We start from the raw sequence: 20,423 nt of genomic DNA, 5'->3' as shown, positions 1-20,423 counted from the left end.
GTGACTGTTCTGGCCTCATCGCGGGCAAGCCCGGTTCCCACAGGACAATACATTCCAAATGTGGGAGCCGGCTTGCCTGCGATGCAGGCGACTCGGTCGATCAGATGTTCTGGCGATCGCCTTTCGGGTCAAAGAACACCGATGAAACAATCTCGGCCTCGATCACGCTGCCATCCGCTTGCGGCGAGAACACTCGCTCGCCGATGCGCTTCAAGCCGCCCTTCACCACACCCATGGCAAACGAATAGCCCAGGGAGTTATGCGCATAACTTGAGGTAACGTGCCCCACCATCTTCATCGGGATCGTCTGCTTCGGATCGAACACCAACTGCGCGCCTTCCGGCAGCCACACATTCGGATCGATCGGCTTGAGCCCCACCAACTGCTTGCGCTCTTCGCGCACGCAGTCTTCACGGTTCATCCCGCGCCAGCCAATCCACGAGAACGGTTTGGTACGGCCGACGCACCAGCCCATGTTCAGGTCGTCCGGGGTCATCGAGCCGTCGGTGTCTTGCCCGACGATGATGAAGCCCTTCTCGGCGCGCAGTACGTGCATGGTCTCGGTGCCGTACGGGGTCAGGTTGTACTTTTTGCCGGCCTCGACGATTTTTTCCAGCACGCCCATGGCGTAGTCGGCTTGCACGTTGACTTCATACGACAGCTCACCGGTAAACGAGATACGGAACACCCGCGCCGGCACGCCGCCCACCAGGCCTTCTTTCCAGGTCATGAACGGGAAGCCGTCCTTGTCCAGGTCAATGTCGGTGACTTCACTGAGCAGCTTGCGGCTGTTGGGGCCCGACAAGGTCATGGTTGCCCAATGGTCGGTGACCGAGGTGAAGTACACCTTGAGGTCCGGCCATTCGGTCTGCTGGTAGATTTCCAGCCACTGCAATACGCGGGCGGCGCCGCCAGTGGTGGTGGTCATCAGGAAGTGGTTGTCGGCCAGACAGGCAGTCACGCCGTCGTCGAAGACCATGCCATCTTCCTTGCACATCAGGCCGTAGCGCGCCTTGCCCACGTCGAGCTTGGTCCAGGCGTTGGTGTAGATGCGGTTGAGGAACTCGCGGGCATCCGGGCCCTGAATGTCGATCTTGCCGAGGGTGGAGGCGTCCAGCAGGCCGACGCTGTCACGCACCGCCAGGCATTCGCGTTTCACCGCGGCGTGCAGGTCTTCACCGTTGCGCGGGAAATACCACGGGCGTTTCCACTGGCCGACGTCTTCAAACTCGGCGCCGTTCTTGACGTGCCAGGCTTGCAGCGCGGTGTAGCGCACCGGCTCGAAGATATGCCCACAGTGACGGCCCGCTACGGCGCCGAAGGTCACCGGCGTGTAGTTGGGACGGAACATGGTGGTGCCCATCTGGGGGATGGTCACGTTCAGCGAACGGGCCGCGATGGCCAGGCCGTTGACGTTACCCAGCTTGCCCTGGTCAGTACCGAAGCCCAGCGCGGTGTAGCGTTTGACGTGCTCGACCGATTCGAAACCTTCGCGGGTGGCCAGTTCGATGGCGGCGGCGGTCACGTCATTCTGCAGGTCGACAAATTGCTTGGGCGCCCGTGCAGTGGCTTTTTCGTGGGGCACCTGGAACAGCGCCAGGGTTGGTTCTTCCAGACGGCTCAAGGCTTTTGGCAGCGTGCCTTCAACCGGGGCAAAACCGGCTTCGCTGGCCGCACGCACGCCGCCTTCAAAGCCATCGGCGAGGGAATCGCCAAGGCCGTAGACACCGTTGATGCCGCCCACGCACACGCGTTTTTGCGGTGCTTCGCCCGGTACAAACCCGAGAATATCTTCACGCCAGGTCGGCTTGCCGCCCAGGTGCGAGGCCAGGTGCACCACCGGGCTGTAACCGCCGGAGCTGGCGACTAGGTCGCAGTCCAGCCACTCGCCGGGGCTGGTGACTTTATGCGCTTTGACGTCGATGGCTGCCACGCGGGCACCGGTCACATGCTTACTGCCACGGGCTTCGATCACGGCGCTGCCGGTGAGGATGCGAATGCCTTTGGCGCGGGCTTCTTCCACCAGTGCACCGCGTGGGTTGTGACGCGCATCGGCCACCGCGACAACGGTGAGGCCCGCATCGAACCAGTCCAGCGCTACGCGGTAGGCATGGTCATTGTTGGTCGACAGCACCAGCTTTTTACCCGGTGCCACGCCATAACGACGCACGTAGGTTGACACCGCACCTGCGAGCATATTGCCCGGCACATCGTTGTTGCCGTACACCAGCGGACGCTCGCACGCACCAGTAGCCAGCACCACCCGCTTGGCACGTACGCGGTGGATACGCTGACGCACCACGCCAATCGGCGCACGGTCACCCAGGTGGTCGGTCAGGCGTTCGTGAATGGTCAGGAAGTTATGGTCGTGGTAGCCGTTGACGGTGGCGCGGGGCAGCAGCACCACGTCCGGCAGGGCTTTCAATTCGGCAATGACGCTGGCGACCCATTCAGTGGCGGGCTTGCCGTCGAGGCTTTCACGGGAATCGAGCAGCGAGCCACCAAATTCCTCTTGCTCGTCGGCGATGATCACGCGGGCACCGCTGCGCGCCGCCGCCAGTGCCGCTGCCAAGCCGGATGGGCCTGCACCGACCACCAGCACGTCGCAATGACGGTTGAAGTTGTCGTAGGTGTCCGGATCGTTCTCGGTGGGCGAACGGCCAAGGCCCGCCGCCTTGCGGATGTACTTCTCGTAGGTCATCCAGAACGATTGCGGATACATGAAGGTTTTGTAGTAGAAGCCCGGCGGCATCAGCTTGCCGCCGACCTTGCCGAGAATGCCCATCATGTCGTTGTTCACGCTCGGCCAGCCGTTGGTGCTGGTAGCAACCAAGCCCTGGTACAGCGCCTGTTGGGTGGCGCGCACGTTGGGGATCTGCGTGGCTTCGGTGGCGCCGATCTGCAGCACCGCGTTCGGCTCTTCGGCGCCTGCGGCAAAGATGCCCCGTGGGCGCGAGTACTTGAAGCTGCGGCCAATGATGTCGACGCCGTTGGCCAGCAGGGCTGCGGCCAGGGTGTCGCCTTCAAAGCCTTTGTAGCTCTGACCGTTGAACGTAAACGTCAGGACTTTATTACGGTCGATGCGGCCACCGTTGGACAGGCGATTGATCTGGCTCATACCTTCTCTCCAGAGGCCTTGGCGGTGAACTGAGGCTTCTCACCGATCTTGTAGGTTTCAAGAATTTCGTAGGTGACGGTGTCGCGGGTGGCGTTGAAATACTGGCGGCAACCGGCGGCATGGATCCACAGTTCGTGGTGCAGGCCGCGCGGGTTGTCGCGAAAGAACATGTAGTCGCCCCACTGCTCGTCGGTGCAGGCATTCGGGTCCAACGGGCGCGGGATGTGCGCTTGGCCGGACGCGTGGAATTCCTCTTCGGAGCGCAGTTCGCCACAGTGAGGACAGAAGATATGCAACATAGGGAATTTCTCCTGTTAGTGGGCGACGGCCGCAGCGCCGTGTTCGTCGATCAGCGCACCGTTGTGGAAACGGTCGATGGAAAAAGGGGCGGCCAGTGGGTGCATTTCACCCTTGGCCAGGCTGGCGGCAAACACGTTGCCTGAGCCTGGGGTGGCCTTGAAGCCGCCCGTACCCCAACCGCAGTTGAAGAACATGTTCGGTACCGGGGTCTTGGAGATGATCGGGCAGGCATCCGGCGTGGTGTCGACGATGCCGCCCCACTGGCGGTTCATGCGCACCCGCGACAGCACCGGGAACATCTCGACGATGGCCTGGATGGTGTGCTCGATCACCGGGTACGAGCCACGCTGGCCGTAGCCGTTGTAGCCGTCGATACCGGCGCCGATCACCAGGTCGCCCTTGTCGGATTGGCTGATGTAACCGTGCACCGCGTTGGACATGATCACGCTGTCGATAATCGGCTTGATCGGCTCCGACACCAGGGCTTGCAGCGGGTGGGATTCGATCGGCAGGCGAAAGCCCGCCAGCGAAGCCATGTGCCCGGAGTTACCGGCAGTCACCACACCGACGCGCTTGGCGCCGATAAAGCCCTTGTTGGTTTCCACACCGATGCACACGCCGTTTTCCTTGCGAAAACCGATCACTTCGGTCTGCTGGATCAAGTCCACGCCCAAGGCATCGGCGGCACGGGCAAAGCCCCAGGCCACGGCATCGTGACGGGCCACGCCGCCGCGCCGTTGCACGGTGGCGCCGAGTACGGGGTAACGGGTGTTCTTCGAGCAATCCAAATACGGGATTTCGTCGGCCACTTGCTGGGCATTCAGCAGTTCGCCGTCCACGCCGTTGAGGCGGTTGGCGCTCACACGGCGTTCGGAATCACGGATGTCCTGCAGGGTGTGGCACAGGTTGTACACGCCACGCTGGGAGAACATCACGTTGTAGTTCAGGTCCTGGGACAAACCTTCCCAGAGTTTCATGGCGTGTTCGTACAGGTGCGCCGACTCGTCCCACAGGTAGTTGGAACGCACGATGGTGGTGTTGCGCGCGGTGTTACCGCCGCCCAGCCAGCCTTTCTCGACCACGGCCACGTTGGTGATGCCGTGCTCCTTGGCCAAGTAATAGGCGGTCGCCAGACCATGCCCGCCGCCACCGACGATCACTACGTCATAGACCTTTTTAGGGGTCGGCGTGCGCCACATCTTCTGCCAGTTTTCGTGATGGCTGAGGGAGTGCTTGAAGAGGCCGAAGCCTGAGTAGCGTTGCATAGTCATTACTCCAAAACCGCGCTCAGCGATAAACCGGGAAATCAGCGCACAGGGCAGACACGTGCTTGGCCACGTTAGCCTCGACATCGGCGTCGCCGAGGTTGTCGAGGATGTCGCAGATCCAGCCGGCCAGCTCTACGCACTGCGGCACTTTGAAGCCACGGGTGGTCACCGCCGGGGTACCGATGCGCAGGCCCGAGGTCACGAACGGCGACTGCGGGTCATTCGGCACCGCGTTCTTGTTGACGGTGATGTGGGCGCGCCCCAGGGCGGCGTCCGCCTCTTTGCCGGTGAGGCCCTGGCGGATCAGGCTGACCAGGAACAGGTGGTTGTCGGTGCCGCCGGAGACCACGTCGTAGCCACGCTTGATGAACACTTCGGCCATGGCCTGGGCGTTATCGATCACTTGCTGCTGGTAAGCCTTGAAGCCAGGCTCCAGCGCTTCCTTGAAGCACACGGCCTTGCCGGCGATCACGTGCATCAGCGGGCCGCCCTGGGCGCCGGGGAATACCGCGGCGTTGAGTTTCTTTTCGATTTCTTCGTTGGCCTTGGCCAGAATCAGGCCGCCCCGTGGACCGCGCAGGGTTTTGTGGGTGGTGGTGGTGACCACGTCGGCGTAGGGCAGCGGGTTGGGGTACAGGCCAGCGGCAACCAGGCCGGCAACGTGGGCCATGTCGACGAACAACAGCGCGCCTACTTTGTCGGCGATCTGACGAAAGCGTGGGAAATCCAGGGTTTTGGAGTAGGCCGAGAAGCCCGCCACGACCATCTTCGGCTTATGCTCGACCGCCAGGCGCTCGACTTCGTCGTAGTCGATCAAGCCGGTGTCGGTGTTGATGCCGTATTGCACCGCGTTGTACAGCTTGCCCGAGGACGACACTTTAGCGCCGTGGGTCAGGTGACCGCCGTGGGCCAGGCTCATGCCCAGGATGGTGTCGCCGGCATTGATCAGCGCCAGGTACACGGCGCTGTTGGCCGAGGAACCGGAGTGCGGCTGCACGTTGGCGTAATCGGCACCGAACAGCTGCTTGGCGCGTTCGATAGCCAGGGCTTCGACCTTGTCCACATGCTCGCAGCCACCGTAGTAGCGCTTGCCCGGGTAGCCTTCGGCGTATTTGTTGGTGAGGCCGCTGCCTTGAGCTTCCATCACGCGCTTGCTGGTGTAGTTCTCCGACGCGATCAGCTCGATATGGTCTTCCTGGCGCTGCTCCTCGGCATTCATCGCCGCCAGCAGTGCGTCGTCATATCCCTGAATCTGGTCTTGTTTGCTGAACATCGCGTCTCTCCCAGCCTTTCGTATTGTTGAGGCCCTCGCAGGGCCCTTTGATGCGATGGTAGGGCTGGCGCGTGCGGGCCAAATGCCTGCGCACGCCACGCAAAGGTGCGTTTACGACATGGCCGAACGAATGATATTGGCAGGCCTGACAATTTGAAGGAGTGAGCTTGCTCGCGAAAAACTCATGGGCGCAGTGTTTATTCAGTAAGCACGCGTAATCGTTGACGTTTTTCGCGAGCACGCTCGCTCCTACAGGAGGGTTAGGCGATGAGCTTGCGAAGGAGCAGCAGCAGGAGGAAGTGAAGCGGATAAAGGGCATAGGCCCAGCGGCGCATTGCTGGTGGCGCAGCGCTCCGGGCGTGCCGTAGTAAGATCAACCCAGCCAGCGGCGCACTCAGACATGCAGCCAACCCCAACAACGCCACAGGCGTGCCGCTATTGAGCAGAATCTGCCACTGATTGGCGGCGACACAGACTAAACCCGGCAGCCCGCTGAAATACCAGGGCCGGCGAAACACCAGCAATATCGCCAGCGGCAGCAATACACCAAAGAAACCGAACATCAACTGGTGTGAGAACACGGCCGCCATTGTGACGGCGATCAGCGCCAATCCTCGATCAACCAACGCCTTTTGCTGCCAACCTCGGGCAACCATTAAGCCCAGCGCCAAGGTCGGCAACACGTTCAAGGTATCGGCATCTTCGATGAACATCCGATACGGCACCTCGCTGATCACGCTGAACAGCAGCAACCAACCCAAGTAGCGCCAATGGCCGGTCACCGGGGCGTAACGGACGCGATGCAAATTGGCCGCAATCGCCAGGCAAAACCACGGAAACGCCAGGCGCCCCGGCACGTATAGCCCATCCAGGCTCAGCCCCACATAGCGCAGATGATCGAGCACCATACTCAACAGCGCCAGCCACTTGAGCAGATCCAAAGCGCCATCTCGGACAGGTCCGACAGGCAGGGTTTGAGTACCGTGCATAATTCCCCAACGACTTTGCATTTACAGTGCGTGCGCGCCCCCGGCAATCTTGGGTAAAGTGCGCACCAACATCGACCACAGGAACGGGCCATGACCGACAAGAGCCAACAATTTGCCAGTGACAACTATTCCGGCATCTGCCCGGAAGCCTGGGCCGCCATGGAACAAGCCAACCAGGGCCATCAACGCGCCTACGGCGATGATGAATGGACCCACCGCGCCGCCGACGGTTTCCGCAATCTGTTCGAGACCGACTGCGAGGTGTTCTTCGCCTTCAACGGCACGGCCGCCAACTCCCTGGCGCTGTCCTCATTGTGCCAGAGCTACCATAGCGTGATTTGCTCGGAAACCGCCCACGTCGAGACCGACGAATGCGGCGCGCCGGAGTTTTTCTCCAACGGCTCCAAACTGCTCGTCGCCCGCACCGAAAACGGCAAGCTGACCCCGGAGTCGATCCGTGAGATCGCCCTCAAGCGCCAGGATATCCACTACCCCAAACCCCGCGTAGTCACCCTGACCCAGGCCACCGAAGTCGGCAGCGTGTACACCCCCGAAGAAATCCGCGCCATCAGCGCCACCTGCAAGGAGCTGGGCCTGAACCTGCACATGGACGGCGCACGCTTCGCCAATGCCTGTGCATTCCTGGGTTGCTCACCGGCCGACCTGACCTGGAAAGCCGGCGTGGACGTGCTGTGCTTTGGCGGTACCAAAAACGGCATGGCGGTGGGTGAAGCCATCCTGTTCTTCAATCACAAACTGGCTGAAGACTTTGACTACCGCTGCAAACAGGCCGGTCAGTTGGCGTCGAAAATGCGCTTTCTCTCGGCGCCATGGGTGGGCCTGCTGGAAAACGACGCCTGGCTCAAGCATGCACGCCACGCCAACCATTGCGCGCAATTGCTGAGCAGCCTGGTGGCGGATATTCCCGGCGTGGAATTGATGTTCCCGGTACAGGCCAACGGCGTATTCCTGCAGCTCTCGGAACCCGCGATTGCAGCGCTGACCGCCAAGGGCTGGCGCTTCTACACCTTCATCGGCAAAGGCGGTGCGCGCTTCATGTGTGCGTGGGATACCGAGGAAGAGCGTGTAAGGGAATTGGCTGCCGATATTCGGGAAGTCATGAACGCTTAACGTACGAACTCGGCCAGTCCGTACTGGCCGATCGCCGAGACTGTTTTTTGATATTTCTGACAGCAATACAGCTCGTTTTTATTGTCTAGCCTCTTGTTACCCGCAAGGAAAACGCAGCGATATCTGCCCCCTTTCGGGTTTCACCGCCAGCCGAATAATCGGCGGCAAAGGTAAATCAATGGAGAGCTTAATCATGGAATATCAAAGCAACGTGAACACCGTGCTGAACAATGGTACTACCACCACCACTGTTATCGACTGGGATGAGTTCAGGAAAAGCGCCAAAGTCGGCGACACCATCCGCGAGCCATCCAGGACGCTCAGGATCTACGACAAAGTCTATGAACTGACAGCATCTGGCCAACACTTTGTGGTGCAGGTCTACGCTCAGTAATCATTAACTGAGGACCGCGTCGGAGCCTCATGACCTCCGGCGCGGTACCGAAGCAGCCCTCAGCTCGCTCCTACAATGCCTTTGGCTGAAGCGCCACCCATTCATCAATGGGGCCACGGTTACCAACAAAGGTGCCGCCACCGAACCTTACCGCCAGTTTATTAACCGCGTTCAGGGCTGTCGTCACCGCGCCCTCTGCCCAACCGCCAGTGAAAGACACATCATCTCCAGCAATAATGAACCCATCCGGGTTCCCACTATGCACACCGTTCATGAACTGCGAAAACAACAGGCGCTGGTATTCGTACTGCCCCGGCAGATTCATCTTGAAAGCACAAAGAAAAAACGGCTGCTCTTCCCAGTTGATTTCCACAAAGGGATCGGTCATGCCGAACTCCGCTGCAAGGTCCAGTTGGTGGTGGGCATACACCGAGTCCAACAAGGTCGAACATAGTGCAGCATGGGAAGGCAACGGCGTCGTGCGATCCCCCATGAACTTGAGGCTGTCGTCGTTCCAGGTGTAAGACAAAAACATTCCGCTGCCCTTGTAGGCGCCTTGACTCGCCGCGTAATCCAACAGGTAAGTGCCACGGGTAATCCGGTCCGACAAGGTCACACTCATCTTGTACTGATGGTCCACCCCGATATCGGTCCAGAAAGGTCGCTTGGTCTGGGCGAATATTTTGGCCGACTGCATGTAGTGGGTGTACATCACCGCTTCCCATTCCTTGACGGACAGCAGGCTATTCATGGCGTTGAAATGATCGATGCCGCTCATATAGCGAAATTTGTCCAGAATCCGCTTCTGGGGTGTGTAGATCACGGCAGGGAAGGTGTATTGACGTTCGCCCCCCTGGTTATGATCAAAGATGTACACGTCGAACTCGCCGTCTTGGCGCCTTATGATCTGCCGCACCTCCTGCCCGAAAACCTGGGGAATGACTTGAGCGCTCAGGCTTGCGACGGTAGTGCCCGAAGGCCAGTGGGCCATGCTGTCGCCCATCGCATCCGGGCTGCGCGCCCATAACCGACAAGGCAGTTCGGTAGAGCCGTCGTACATCAACTTGTGGTTGGTATCCAGGCCGGTGTACAACACCCGTAACACCTCTAGAAAGCAGTTCGGATAGTCGGTATTCCACCCTCCCGTCCCAAACCCGATCTGGCCAAACAGGTCGATGTCCTCCCGACTCCAACCGGCCTGTTCCACCATGGCGGCAAAAAAGCTGAGATTGTCCCAACCTGCATCCAGAATCGCATTCCACAACGTCTTGATCTTCGCCTGGTCAACGCTGCCCTCGGACATTGCCGCTTCCATTTCAGTGAAATGGATCGGGGCCTGTTCCAGAAAAACCTCAAACAACTTACGCTCGATTTCCAGGTATTCATCGGGCAAATTCTTGCCTTCGTAATAGACCTGTTTGTGTTGATAGTCGACCACCGTACTGAGAGTTGCAGCCGAGCCTGGGTTGGGAAAATCCGCCGAGTTGGCGCTCATGCCGACCTTGTCGAAATAGTGCATCAGCGCCTTGCCAGAAACGGGAAAACGCATGGCCCCCATTTCGCAGATAACACTGTTGGCCGGGTCTTGTGGGTCGCCCACTACATAGGAATAGAATCGCCCACCCATGCGATGACTGGCCTCCACGACCACGGGATGCAAACCCATGCGCAGGGCTTCATAAGCCGCGACAAGGCCGGCGACGCCAGCCCCCACGATCAAGACCTTGCTGCCGTGGGCACTGTTGGAAACCTGCGCCAACGCCGTCCCGTTGCTGGCAGCCTGGTTGAGGAACCGGGCGTAGTGAAAAGGAAAATCGGGGATAAGCGCGGTGACATCATCGGTCAGTAAGCGCGCAGCGCCTTTACTACGAGAAGGGATAGCAGACATGTCGAGCATCCTTGGCTGGATAAAGGACGTCCACCTACTGCTCTATTACTAAGGGCGACAACGACGCGTTCGTTCATCAGCGTAGAAGATTGTAGGAATTGTCTCTATATCGCTTGGGAATAAGAAAGTCCGATATCAGCCAATCCTCACTTCTGCAAGGTTTTGCGCACTCAGTTCAGAGATTTCTGAAGTGATTATTTGCAAATACCGATTCAATCGTACATTTGCTTGTAAGACTCTTCATCGATCACTCAATAAAAACAGATCGTGAAACCTATGAACATGCCCTGCGACCAAGCGGCAGCTCCCCGTCCCGCGCTGAAAATAGAAACCCGTTCCATTGACTATGTGCCGCGCAATGAACGCCACGGCAAAGTCTGGCATCAAGCGCCGTTCTGGTTCACCGGTAACTTCGTACTCACTACCATGGTCACCGGGTTTACCGGCGCAGCCTTGGGGTTGAGCCTGGTCTACGCCATCCTGGCGATTGTCATCGGCGTGTGCCTTGGCACGTTCGCGATGGCCTTCCACGCCAACCAGGGGCCGCGCATGGGCTTGCCGCAGATGATTCAGTCGCGGGCGCAATTCGGCTTGCGCGGGGCAATCGTGCCCTTTATCGCGGTGGTCTTCGTGTACATCGGTTTTAACGTGTTCAACGTGATTCTCGCCACAGACGCCATTAATACCGTGCTGCCCGGCAATCGGACACCGTGGTATGCCTTGATGATCATCCTGGCCGTGGTGATCGCTGTGATCGGCCATGACCTGTTGCACACCGTGCAACGCTGGCTGACCTACGTGATGATCAGCGTGTTCGCGGTCCTGACGGTGGCTGCCGTGATGACCTTGCAGGCCGACACGGCGGTGGTCGACGCTCATTTTTCCTGGTCGGCGTTTCTGATTCAGCTTTCAGCCGCGGCGGGCTACCAGATCAGCTATGCCGTCTACGTCTCGGACTACTCGCGCTACCTGCCCTATAACACGCCGTCGCGCAGTGTTATTGGCTGGACGTACCTGGGCGCTGCCGGCTCGGCGCTGTGGCTGATGTCGCTGGGAGCCTTTCTCGCCTCGGCGCTGCCCTCACCCGATGCCATCGGCAGCGTGCAGGCCGTGGGCAATCAATTGCTTCCGGGATTTGGCACCTTTACCGTGCTGATCGCAGTACCCGCGCTGGTCGGCATCATGGCGGTCAACTGCTATGGCGCGATGCTCACCGGGATCAGTGCCATTGATGGGTTCATCTCGATAAAGCCTCGCCTGAAAAGTCGAATCATTGGCATCAGCCTAGTGGCCGCCGTGATTTTTGGAATCGCCCTGAGCATCCCGCAAAGCTATCTGCACAGCTTCAATAACTTCGTACTCATGATGTTGTATTTCCTCGTGCCCTGGACGGCGGTGAACCTGGCGGATTTCTACGCAGTACGAAAAGGGCGCTACGCAATCAGCGATCTGTTTAACCCAGCCGGCATCTACCGCCGCTGGTCAAGTACAGGGCTCACCGCTTATTTCCTGGGCATCGCGGCGATGATCCCGTTCATGTCCCTGGGCTTTTACCAAGGGCCGGCGGCACTGTGGCTGGGCGGAGCTGACATTGCATTCGTGGTGGGCCTGGTCGTGTCGGCCACCACCTACTGCATCATGGCCCGCGGCATCGACCACGCCCGCGAGGCCCGTGCCATTAAGGCCAGTGAACGCCTGTTAGAGAGGAAATAGCCATGACATTGGCAACGGTTGCTTGCCATCAACTGGCGCCCCGTATTGGCGACCTTGATTACAACAGGGCGCTCAGTGAGAGCGCGATCCGTGACGCAAGCGCCCTCGCGGTGCAAGTCATCGTTCTGCCGGAACTGATGCAAAGCGGGTACGCCTTCGATAATCGCGAGGAGGCGTATGCGGCCTCCGAGGCCGATGACGGCCCAACGCTGAGCCTATGGCGTGCCCTGGCCAATGAACTGGATATCATCATCGTCGCCGGTTTCTGTGAGCGTCTGAGCGCTGGGCGAGTCGCCAATAGCGTTGCGCTGGTCCAACCCGCAGGCCGGCTGACGGTGTATCGCAAAGGCCACTTATGGAATCGGGAAAAGCTGATCTTCACGCCGGGCACCGAACCGCCTCCTGTCGTCGACACCCAAGTCGGGCGGATCGCCACAATGGTTTGCTACGACCTCGAACTGCCGGAGTGGGTCCGCCTTGCAGCCTTGGCCGGCGCCGACCTGCTATGCGCTCCGGTGAACTGGCCAGAGGGTCCGCGTCCGGCTGGCGAGCGGCCGGGAGAAATTGTCCGCCTCCAAGCCAACGCTGCCGTCAATCGCATGTTCATTGCCGCCTGCGACCGCTACGGCGAGGAGCGCGGCGTCAACTGGGTTGGCGGCTCGACCATCGTCGATGCCGACGGCTACCCATTGGCTGGCGCAGCCTCCCACCAACGCGAACAGCGGTTAGTCGCTCAGTTGCCACTGGCAGAGGCCAGGAACAAGTTTATCAGCGAGCATAACCACGTTCACCAAGACCGCCGACCGGGCTTGTACTGACCCTCAGAACTCAATCCGCACGTCACCCTTGGGCACACTGCAGCACGATAGGATGTAGCCTTCGGCTTCGTCCTCTTCGGTAATCCCGCCGTTGTGCTCCATCTCCACCTCGCCGCCCAGCTTCATCACCTTGCACGTACCGCAGATGCCCATGCCGCAGGCCTTGGGGATCAGCAGGCCGAGCTTGGCGGCCGCGGCGTGCACGGTCTCCCCCGGCGCCACGCGAATGCTCTTGCCGGACGCGATAAATTCCACTTGATGCAGGTCCGCCAGGTCGATCTCCGGCGCATCCGCCGCTTGCTCGGCCTGCTCCACCGCATCGGCACGGGCTTCCGGTGGTGTCGCGCCAAAGGATTCTTCGTGATAACGGGTCATGTCGAAACCGGCGACTTCCAGCAAACGCTTCACTGCGTTCATGTACGGCGTAGGGCCGCAGCAGAACACTTCGCGCTCCAGGAAGTCCGGCACCATCAGCTCCAGCATCTTGTGGTTCAGATAGCCGCGATACCCGGCCCAGGGCTCACCCAGGCCGTGTTTTTCGCAAATCAGGTGCAGGCTGAAGTTGTCGATCCGCGACGCCATGTGCTCCAGCTCGCGGTGATAGATGATGTCCTTGGGCGAGCGGGCGCTGTGGATAAAGGTCATGTCGACGTTGGCGTTGGTGTCGTAGAACCAGCGCGCCATGGACATCACCGGCGTAATCCCGACCCCACCGCTGAGGTACAGCACTTTAGGGCTTGGGAAGTCGATGGCATTGAACAGCCCGACGGGGCCGTGTACGGCCAACTCCTGGCCTTCGTGCAACGTATCGTGCAGCCAGTTGGAAACCCGGCCGCCGGGTACGCGCTTGATGGTCACCGAAAAGCTGTAAGGCACCGACGGTGAGCTGGAAATCGTGTACGAGCGCATGATCGGCTGGCCTTCGATTTCCAGCTCCAGGGTGACGAATTGCCCCGGCTTGAAAAAGAACAGGATCGGCTGATCGGCCATAAAGCAGAAGGTGCGCACATCCCAGGTTTCCTGGATGACTTTGACGCAGCGGACGATGTGCCGACCATTGGCCCAGGTCTGGGTGGTTACCGGATTCAGGAAATTATTGGACATGTTGTTCTCCACCGCCGACGTCGGCCTTATGGTGGCGATTCTGCGTAACGCGAGAACCACCCATTTACCTATCTGCGACATTCACATACTTACGGCGACCAGCCCCCAAAGACAGGGGCTTGCGCGTCGGGATCAGATTGGGCCATGTCGCCCATGGATAAGGTTCGACGTGACGCCGGGCCCACACTCGCTCCCAACAAAGACGCGTTCTTTACGCCTTGCACAGCACCAACCGTAGCCACTATTCGCCGGCCACACAGAATGGCCATGAGGACACACACGATGGACGTCACCGCAACCTTAAGCTTGGGCGATCCGCTGGAACCCGCACGCAAGGCCACCGCGCAAATGCTGCAAGAGCGCGAGCGCACTTTTTCGCTGCCGCAGCCGTTTTACTCTGATGAGCGGCTGTTCGATATCGACATGCAGGAGATCTTCCAGAAAGAGTGGTTGATCGCCGGCATGACCTGCGAAATCCCCACCAAGGGCAACTACCTCACCCTGCAAGTGGGCAAGAACCCGATCATCGTGATCCGAGGGGCCGACGGCGTGGTGCATGCGTTCCACAACGTCTGCCGCCACCGTGGCTCACGCTTGTGCACCAGCGACAAGGGCAAGGTCGCCAAATTGGTCTGCCACTACCACCAGTGGACCTACGAGCTGGACGGCCGCCTGCTGTTCGCCGGCACCGAGATGGGCGCCGATTTCGACATGAAGCAGTACGGTTTGAAGCCGGTGAACGTGAAGACTGCTGGTGGCTACATCTTTATCAGCCTGGCCGAAAACCCACCGGCCATCGATGACTTCCTGTCGACGCTCAGCCATTACATGGAACCCTACGACATGGAGAACACCAAGGTGGCGATCCAGACCACCTTGTTCGAAAAAGCCAACTGGAAGCTGGTGCTGGAAAACAACCGCGAGTGCTACCACTGCAACGCGTCACACCCCGAACTGCTGAAAACCCTGCTGGAGTGGGACGACGTTACCGACCCGCGCGCCGACCAGGCGTTCAAGGATCACGTGGCCGCTTCCGCTGCCGCCTGGGATGCCGAAAAGATCCCTTACGCCCACGCCAGCTTCGGCCTGCGTAACCGCATTGTGCGCATGCCGCTGCTCAAGGGCACTGTGTCGATGACCCTGGATGGCAAACAAGGCTGCGCCAAGCTCATGGGCCGCATCAAGAACCCGGATCTGGGCTCGATGCGCATCCTGCACCTGCCCCACTCCTGGAACCACTGCATGGGCGACCACATCATTGTGTTCACCGTGTGGCCGATCAGCGCCCAGGAAACCATGGTCACCACCAAGTGGATCGTGCACAAGGACGCCGTGGAAGGCGTGGACTACGACGTGGAGCGCATGCGCCAGGTGTGGGACGCCACCAACGACCAGGACCGCCGCCTGGCCGAAGAGAACCAGCGCGGGATCAACTCCACCGCCTACCAGCCAGGCCCTTACTCCAAGACCTATGAGTTTGGCGTGGTTAATTTTGTGGATTGGTACAGCGAGCGCATGTTGAGCAACCTGGGCGCTGCTCCGGCGCCGTACCTCAAAGGTGTGGCAGCACACGAATAACTGACACCTATGGATCACACTGTAGGAGCGAGCTTGCTCGCGAAAAACTCACAGGCACCGTGTTTATCCAGGAAGCACGCGTTATCGTTGACGTTTTTCGCGAGCAAGAACTAGGCGTCCCCCTCGCTCCTACAAGCCGTTAGCGCCCTGCCCTACAGCCTTTACCCAACAACTTATCCACAAAGCCACCCACAGCAATTGTGGGCAAGTACGCTGTGCACGCAAATTAAATCAAGAAAATCCGTGACTTATTTAAACTTGCGGGTTTTATCTTAAGCTGTTCATTTATTGATCAAACCTACAAGAGCCTTGTTTGGCGTGGCTTTCAGCGGTAAGCGAACACCTTATCCACAGATGCACCAACAGACTTTGGGGGCAACTTTGTCCGGGTTGTGGAAAAGCCTGGGAAACCCTCATAAATCGGGGATGTGCCGCAGTTAAAAACGCGAAAAAGTTAGATTTGATCAATTATTAACCAATCCTGCGAAAGCCACGTTTCATAAGGCCTGTAGCGGATAGCGAACATCTTATCCACAAAAGCGCCAACAGACTTTGGGGGCAAGTCGAGGCATTGAGCCGATGAAAACCTGAGCAAAAACCGAGAGTTAGGCTGGTTATTTTTCGTACAAAGGGCTGGAGAGCTTGATACGCCGGGCTTGTGGACAGCCGCGAACAGGTTATCCACAGGCGGATCAACAGGTCTTGTGGGTAAGCCAGCTCCCACAAGGTTTGGTGGTGGTCAGGTATCAGCGTACGACACCCTCTTCTACAAGAAGCTTGAGAATCGCCTGCGCGCCTTCTTCGGCGCTGACGCCCTTGAGCACCTGCCCCCCACCCCCACTGGCCTTGGCCGTGGCAGCCTTCATCCGATCGGCGCCGCTCTTGGCCTTGATCACCTTGAGGCGCTTGGGCCGGGGCTTGGCCGGTTGCAGCAGTGCGCCTGTGAATAACTCATCCTGTTCAATCTCGACGTCATGGGCGGCCAGTTCACCCCGTTGCGCCGGGCCGTAGGCGCTCTGGCGTGGCTTGGGCGCGGCGTTATCCACAGTGGCAAGAAACGGCAGGCGCACCTTCAAGCGCCGCCGCTGGCCGCGAGGCAACGCCTGCAGCACCAGGGCTACGCCGGCGTCGATGGACTCCACCTGCGCCAGCCCCACAATCAGCGGCCAGCCCAGTTGTTCGGCCAACAGGAACGGCAGCATCCCCGAACCTTCGCCGGTTTCTGCCTGGCTTCCGGTCAGTACCACTTGGGCGCCCGCGTCGCGCAGATACTCGCTGAGCACCGGCAACGCATCGGCGCCCGCCGGCTGTTCGAGTACCTGCAGTTGCGGCAGGCCCATGCCCAGGTAGCTGCGCAGGGTCGGTTCGCTGACATCACCCGCGTGCAGTACCTGCAACCTATCCCCAGCCAGTTGCAGCCCCAGCTCGACCGCGCGCGCGTCCTGCTCGGCGCGGCGTGGGCGCCCGGAGGTGGGGTGAGCGCCGATGGACACCAGGCTGAATACAGTGTTCGTCATGGTCATATCCTCAGGCTGCATCGCGCTTGGCGCCGTTGCGGTAGGTTTCGACCGCTGCGATCAAAGCGTTGAGTATCGCGGCGCTTTCGCCAATCACCGACAGGTCGGCACGCTTGATCATGTCGCAACCCGGGTCGAGGTTGATTGCCACCACCTTGTCGCAGGCACCAATGCCTTGCAGGTGCTGGATCGCCCCGGAAATCCCGACGGCTACGTACACCCGCGCAGTGACCCAGGTACCGCTGGCGCCGACCTGGCGATCACGCGCCATGAAGCCATCATCCACCGCCACCCGCGAGGCGCCTTCGGTGGCGCCCAGAGCCGCAGCGGTCTGGTGGAACAGCGCCCAGTCCTTCACACCGTTGCCACCGGAGAAAATGAACTCGGCCTCGGCCATTGGAATCGCTGCCGGGTCGACCGCCACCGCGCCGAGGTCTTCGATACGCGGCAAACTGCGCGCCAGGCCTGTGGATAATTCCACGGGCAAGACTTCGTGGCGGGTCTCGCTGACCGGATCGGCACATTCGGCGGCGGCGAGGATCAGACGGGGCAACGGTCGCGCCAGGTCTTCCTGGCCGGCACCGGCCCGGCCGATGCATTCATCGCCCTTGATCTGCCACACCCGCGTTGCCGGGCGTTCCTTGAGGCTGGCGGCAAAACGTCGCCCCAGTTCGCCACCACCGCTGCGGCTGTCTGGCAGCAGCCAGTGGCGCGGGCTGAATTGGTTATCCACAGCACGCAAACCCTGCACGCGTTGCTCCGGTGCATAACCTTCGAATTCATGCCCCTCCAGCACCAGCAGTCGGTCGACGCCGGCGGTGGCAAAGGCGCTTTCCTTGTGTTCACCGAACACCACCGCCAACACCGCGCCGTCACTGCCGGCCAGTTGGCGCGCCAGGCCAAGCAGGTCGCGGTCGTGGCTGCTCAGGCGGCCGCCGACCATGTCTGGCACCACGTTGATGTAGAACGCCGGGACCGGCACCTGATGCAGCGGCAATTGCACTTCCACCGCCGCGGTACGCTTGGCTGCGCCGCCCTGCTGGGCACCACTGCGGTCGATGCGCTTGATGCCGTTGGGGCCGATAAAACCGACACCATGCACGTTTTTGCGAATGATGCCGTTGGGGCCCATCCAACTGTGTTGCACCGGCTGCATGGCCGCGTGCAACGGGTGCAGGCGGTTACGGGCGATCCATTCGGCCCGTGGGTCGCGGCGGATAATGTCGCTCATCAGTGCACCTCCGCAGGTTCACGCTTGAGGGGGGCTTTGGCTGGCGCGGCGTCTTCAAGCAACGCGTCGGCGACCAGCTCGGCGATGTCTTTGATCAACGGGCGTGGTTCGACCACGCCTTCCAGCATCGCGGTGCATTGCGGGCAACCCACGGCCACCAGTTCGGCACCGGTTTCGCGGATGTCGTCCATGCGCATATCGGGAATGCGTTGCTTACCGGGAATGTCGGTGATCGGCGCGCCGCCGCCGCCACCGCAGCAGCGTGAACGGAAGCCCGAGCGTTGCATTTCCTTGACCTCGATACCCAACGCCCGCAGCACTTGACGCGGCGCCTCGTATTCACCGTTGTAGCGGCCCAGGTAGCACGGGTCGTGGTAGGTCACGCTGTTGCCTTTGTGCTGGCCCAGGTTCAGCGCGCCCTCGCCAATCAGCTCGGCCATGAAGGTGCTGTGGTGCTGCACCCGGTAGTTGCCGTTGAAGGCACCGTATTCGTTTTTCAGCACATGGAAACTGTGCGGGTCGCAGGTGACGATGCGCTTGAAACTGTACTTGGCCAGGGTCTGGATATTGCGCGTGGCCAGCAGCTGGAATGTCGCTTCATCGCCGAGGCGGCGCGCCACGTCACCGCTGTCGCGTTCTTCCAGGCCAAGCACGGCGAAGTCGACCTTGGCGGCCTTGAGCACTTTTACGAAGGCGCGCAGGGTACGTTGGTTACGCATGTCGAAGGCGCCATCGCCGACCCAGAACAGCACATCGCAACTGCCATTGTCGCTGAGCAGCGGCAGGTTCAGGTCTGCCGCCCAGTTCAGGCGACCACCGGGGGCAAAGCCGCCAGGGTTGTCAGTAGCGATCAGGTTTTCCAGGACTTCGGCGCCCTTGTTCGGCGTAGCGCCTTTTTCCAGGGTGAGATGGCGGCGCATGTCGACGATGGCGTCCACGTGCTCGATCATCATCGGGCACTCTTCCACGCAGGCGCGGCAGGTGGTGCACGACCACAGGGTCTCGGCGTCCACCAGGCCGTTGACGATCGGCTGGTGCGGGTTGCCGCCGTGTTCGCCCACCGGTTTGCCGGGGTACGGGCTGCCGGCGAACTTGGCATCGGTGCCACCGGCCAGGCCGACCACCATGTCCTGGATGAGTTTTTTCGGGTTCAATGGCTGGCCGGCGGCAAACGCCGGGCACGCCGCTTCGCACTTGCCGCACTGCACGCAGGCGTCAAAGCCAAGCAATTGGTTCCAGGTGAAGTCCTTGGGCTTTTCCACGCCCAGCGGTGCGGTTTTATCGCTCAGATCCAACGGTTTCAACCCGGTGGAGCGGCCACCGCCAAAGCGTTCGGCGCGGCGGTGCCAGGCCAGGTGCAGGGCACCGGCGAAGGCGTGTTTCATCGGCCCGCCCCAGGTCATGCCTAAGAACATTTCGGACACGCCCCACAACACGCCCACGCTCAGCAATGCCGCGAGCAACCAGCCGCCGAAGTCAGCGGGCAGAATCCCGGCCACCGGCAAGGTCACCAGGAAGAAGCTCGCCGAGAAGGCCATCAGGCTTTTCGGCAGGCGCATCCACGGGCCTTTGGACAGGCGCGCAGGCGGATTGCGGCGGCGCAGGTACATGAAGATCGCGCCGACAAACATCAATGTCGACGCCAGCAGCAGCGCATAGCCAAGGATGCGGCTCTGCAGGCCGAAGCCGTGCACCACAATCGCCAGCAGCGCCGACAGCACAAAGCCCAGCGCCGTCGCAACGTGGGTGTTGGCGATGTATTTGTCACGGGCGACCACGTGGTGCAGGTCGACCATGTAGCGCTTGGGCATGGCCAGCAGGCCACCGAGCAGGTCGACTTTGGATGCGCGGCCACGGCGCCACATGTTCACCCGGCGCAGGGCGCCGAGGACGGCGAGGCCCAGGGCGGCAAAGAGCAGGATGGGAAGAAGGGTATTCAGCATGGTGAAGCTCCCGAAGACCACACAGGTCTACTGTGAAACTGGCCCTGAATGTGGGAGCGGGCTTGCTCGCGAAGACGGCGTGTCAGTCGATGCATCCAGTGCCTGATACACCGCCTTCGCGAGCAAGCCCGCTCCCACATTTGACCGAGTTCACCTCG

Annotated in this window: 15 protein-coding genes; 5 read left to right on the top strand and 10 right to left on the bottom strand. The window is 60.5% G+C overall.

Going from position 1 to position 20,423, the window contains the following annotated elements:
* Window positions 1-100: 100 nt before the first annotated feature.
* The 5 genes from A7K61_RS05215 to A7K61_RS05195 all read right to left on the bottom strand — a co-directional run bounded on the left by A7K61_RS05215 (window position 101) and on the right by A7K61_RS05195 (window position 6,948).
* Window positions 101-3,118 carry a sarcosine oxidase subunit alpha gene (locus A7K61_RS05215; RefSeq protein ID WP_069557095.1) on the bottom strand — a complete coding sequence of 1,006 codons (3,018 nt, stop codon included), beginning with the start codon at window positions 3,116-3,118 and terminating at the stop codon, window positions 101-103.
* A complete protein-coding gene (locus A7K61_RS05210) occupies window positions 3,115-3,417 on the bottom strand; it encodes a sarcosine oxidase subunit delta (RefSeq protein WP_003194855.1) in 303 nt (100 codons plus the stop codon). The genes A7K61_RS05215 and A7K61_RS05210 overlap by 4 nt, the downstream gene beginning before the upstream one ends.
* A gap of 15 nt (window positions 3,418-3,432) precedes the next feature.
* The gene (locus A7K61_RS05205) at window positions 3,433-4,683 is read right to left on the bottom strand and encodes a sarcosine oxidase subunit beta (protein WP_003176546.1); all 1,251 of its coding nucleotides are present in this window, start codon (window positions 4,681-4,683) and stop codon (window positions 3,433-3,435) included.
* A gap of 22 nt (window positions 4,684-4,705) precedes the next feature.
* Window positions 4,706-5,959, bottom strand: coding sequence for a serine hydroxymethyltransferase (gene glyA / locus A7K61_RS05200; protein WP_003194857.1), 1,254 nt, complete (start codon window positions 5,957-5,959; stop codon window positions 4,706-4,708).
* A gap of 260 nt (window positions 5,960-6,219) precedes the next feature.
* A complete protein-coding gene (locus tag A7K61_RS05195; RefSeq protein WP_069557094.1) occupies window positions 6,220-6,948 on the bottom strand; it encodes a TraX family protein in 729 nt (242 codons plus the stop codon).
* Window positions 6,949-7,038: 90 nt separating this feature from the next.
* On the opposite strand from A7K61_RS05195, the gene A7K61_RS05190 reads away from it, so the two are divergent.
* Together A7K61_RS05190 and A7K61_RS05185 are read left to right on the top strand one after the other, a co-directional pair.
* Window positions 7,039-8,079 carry a low specificity L-threonine aldolase gene (locus A7K61_RS05190; RefSeq protein WP_003194862.1) on the top strand — a complete coding sequence of 347 codons (1,041 nt, stop codon included), beginning with the start codon at window positions 7,039-7,041 and terminating at the stop codon, window positions 8,077-8,079.
* A gap of 193 nt (window positions 8,080-8,272) precedes the next feature.
* Window positions 8,273-8,473: a hypothetical protein gene (locus A7K61_RS05185; RefSeq protein WP_044271814.1), complete on the top strand. Its 201-nt coding sequence runs from the start codon at window positions 8,273-8,275 to the stop codon at window positions 8,471-8,473.
* 70 nt (window positions 8,474-8,543) lie between these two features.
* Here A7K61_RS05185 and A7K61_RS05180 read toward each other — a convergent pair whose 3' ends face one another.
* A complete protein-coding gene (locus A7K61_RS05180; protein ID WP_069557093.1) occupies window positions 8,544-10,361 on the bottom strand; it encodes an FAD-dependent oxidoreductase in 1,818 nt (605 codons plus the stop codon).
* 282 nt (window positions 10,362-10,643) lie between these two features.
* Here A7K61_RS05180 and A7K61_RS05175 point away from each other — a divergent pair, with 282 nt between their 5' ends.
* Together A7K61_RS05175 and A7K61_RS05170 are read left to right on the top strand one after the other, a co-directional pair.
* A complete protein-coding gene (locus A7K61_RS05175; RefSeq protein WP_139129461.1) occupies window positions 10,644-12,074 on the top strand; it encodes a cytosine permease in 1,431 nt (476 codons plus the stop codon).
* Between the two features lie 2 nt (window positions 12,075-12,076).
* The gene (locus tag A7K61_RS05170) at window positions 12,077-12,892 is read left to right on the top strand and encodes a nitrilase-related carbon-nitrogen hydrolase (RefSeq protein ID WP_057710280.1); all 816 of its coding nucleotides are present in this window, start codon (window positions 12,077-12,079) and stop codon (window positions 12,890-12,892) included.
* A gap of 3 nt (window positions 12,893-12,895) precedes the next feature.
* Here A7K61_RS05170 and gbcB read toward each other — a convergent pair whose 3' ends face one another.
* On the bottom strand, window positions 12,896-13,996 hold the full coding sequence (gene gbcB / locus A7K61_RS05165) for a glycine-betaine demethylase subunit GbcB (protein ID WP_014720237.1): 1,101 nt from the start codon (window positions 13,994-13,996) through the stop codon (window positions 12,896-12,898).
* A gap of 282 nt (window positions 13,997-14,278) precedes the next feature.
* On the opposite strand from gbcB, the gene gbcA reads away from it, so the two are divergent.
* Entirely contained in the window at window positions 14,279-15,574 is a 1,296-nt protein-coding gene (gene gbcA, locus A7K61_RS05160) for a glycine-betaine demethylase subunit GbcA (protein ID WP_032894948.1), read from the top strand.
* Window positions 15,575-16,320: 746 nt separating this feature from the next.
* Here the strand turns inward: gbcA and A7K61_RS05155 are convergent.
* Genes A7K61_RS05155 through dgcB form a run of 3 tightly spaced genes read right to left on the bottom strand, consistent with a single transcriptional unit; the run spans window position 16,321 to window position 20,265 of the window.
* Window positions 16,321-17,097 (bottom strand): electron transfer flavoprotein subunit beta, encoded by a 777-nt coding sequence (locus A7K61_RS05155; protein ID WP_171905458.1) that lies wholly within the window; start codon window positions 17,095-17,097, stop codon window positions 16,321-16,323.
* Between the two features lie 4 nt (window positions 17,098-17,101).
* Window positions 17,102-18,322: an electron transfer flavoprotein subunit alpha/FixB family protein gene (locus tag A7K61_RS05150; RefSeq protein WP_069557091.1), complete on the bottom strand. Its 1,221-nt coding sequence runs from the start codon at window positions 18,320-18,322 to the stop codon at window positions 17,102-17,104.
* Window positions 18,322-20,265: a dimethylglycine demethylation protein DgcB gene (gene dgcB / locus A7K61_RS05145; RefSeq protein ID WP_069557090.1), complete on the bottom strand. Its 1,944-nt coding sequence runs from the start codon at window positions 20,263-20,265 to the stop codon at window positions 18,322-18,324. Before dgcB ends, A7K61_RS05150 begins: the two co-directional genes overlap by 1 nt.
* Window positions 20,266-20,423: the final 158 nt, after the last annotated feature.

It is taken from the genome of Pseudomonas sp. AP42, assembly GCF_001728935.1.
Classification (GTDB): Bacteria; Pseudomonadota; Gammaproteobacteria; order Pseudomonadales; family Pseudomonadaceae; genus Aquipseudomonas; species Aquipseudomonas lactis.
The sequence above is the reverse complement of the archived record's forward strand: the minus strand, read 5'-3'. Positions and strand labels throughout refer to the sequence as shown.